Genomic DNA, 1,041 nt, shown 5'->3' on the forward strand with positions numbered 1-1,041 from the left:
AATTCAATTTTCAAACCACTCTAACCACCTATACGGCTCAGAAATGGACTTTTTTGGTAAATCGAGAGGTTTTTTCACGGTCTGACGTTGGCGGTAATAATATGACGACAGATTACATTAAATATTACGACCTTGAAAATTACGTTCTGACGGACGTTCGTGACAACTTTGACCGTGACGGACATTTAACAGCGTTCGACTTTTTCTGCATAGTAATTTGGAAGGCAAACAGAGCAAAAACAAAAATTGCTCAACGACTTTTAAAGTATAATCCTGACATAGAGCAAAGTGTTAAGGGCTTGACAAGCAAAATTTTTTCGGCATCAGACGACAAACAAAAACTTAAAGTTCTCATTGACGACTATGAGTTCCGACTTCCAATGAGTTCAGCAATTTTATCGTTGTTGTATCCAGACAACTTTACAATTTATGATGTTAGGGTTTGCGACACATTGACAAATTTCAAAGGACTTGACAACATTACCAACTTTGAAAATCTGTGGTTAGGTTACAAGGACTATATTGACAGTGTAAAAAAATATGAGCCTCAAAATTTATCACTTCGGGACAAAGACCGTTTTCTTTGGGGCAAATCATTTTACGAACAATTAAACAACGACTTAAAAAACAAATTTCAAAAGTAAGCTATGGATGACGACAACTTTTACGAAGCAAGACTTGACAAAATATTTGGCAATGGTTCAATGTGGAAGCACAGAACTTTCAGAACAATTCTTGACCCATTTTCAAGTGAATGGAACGGAACTGACTACGACAAGAAAATTGAAATACTTGAAAAAGTTGTTGCAGCCAGTGAAGACTTAGAAATGTTAATCAGCGAATACAAAGAGAGATATGATGAACAAAATCGCAAGGACATTTCATCAAGCGTAGAAAGTGCATTGACAAAATTACTTCAATACCGACTGACGAAATGAGAATTACTACCGCTAACAACTAAGCTTTCGTTGCGTGCGGAGCACGAACAATGAAAGCGCTGTTGCACGAAACCGGTGAGGTTCTTATGGGGATTGAGTCGGA

2 protein-coding genes are annotated in these 1,041 nt (G+C 37.3%); both read left to right on the top strand.

Annotated elements, in window-relative coordinates; translation table 11 throughout:
- The coding region (locus tag BLQ81_RS22460) for a hypothetical protein (RefSeq protein ID WP_092735307.1) at window positions 1-644 on the top strand (644 nt) is incomplete at its 5' end.
- A 3-nt stretch (window positions 645-647) separates the two neighbouring features.
- Complete coding sequence (locus BLQ81_RS21875; protein WP_092735310.1) at window positions 648-938, top strand: hypothetical protein; 291 nt, start codon at window positions 648-650, stop codon at window positions 936-938.
- The last annotated feature ends 103 nt before the right edge of the window (window positions 939-1,041 follow it).

The organism is Algoriphagus alkaliphilus (genome assembly GCF_900103735.1).
GTDB classification, from domain to species: Bacteria; Bacteroidota; Bacteroidia; order Cytophagales; family Cyclobacteriaceae; genus Algoriphagus; species Algoriphagus alkaliphilus.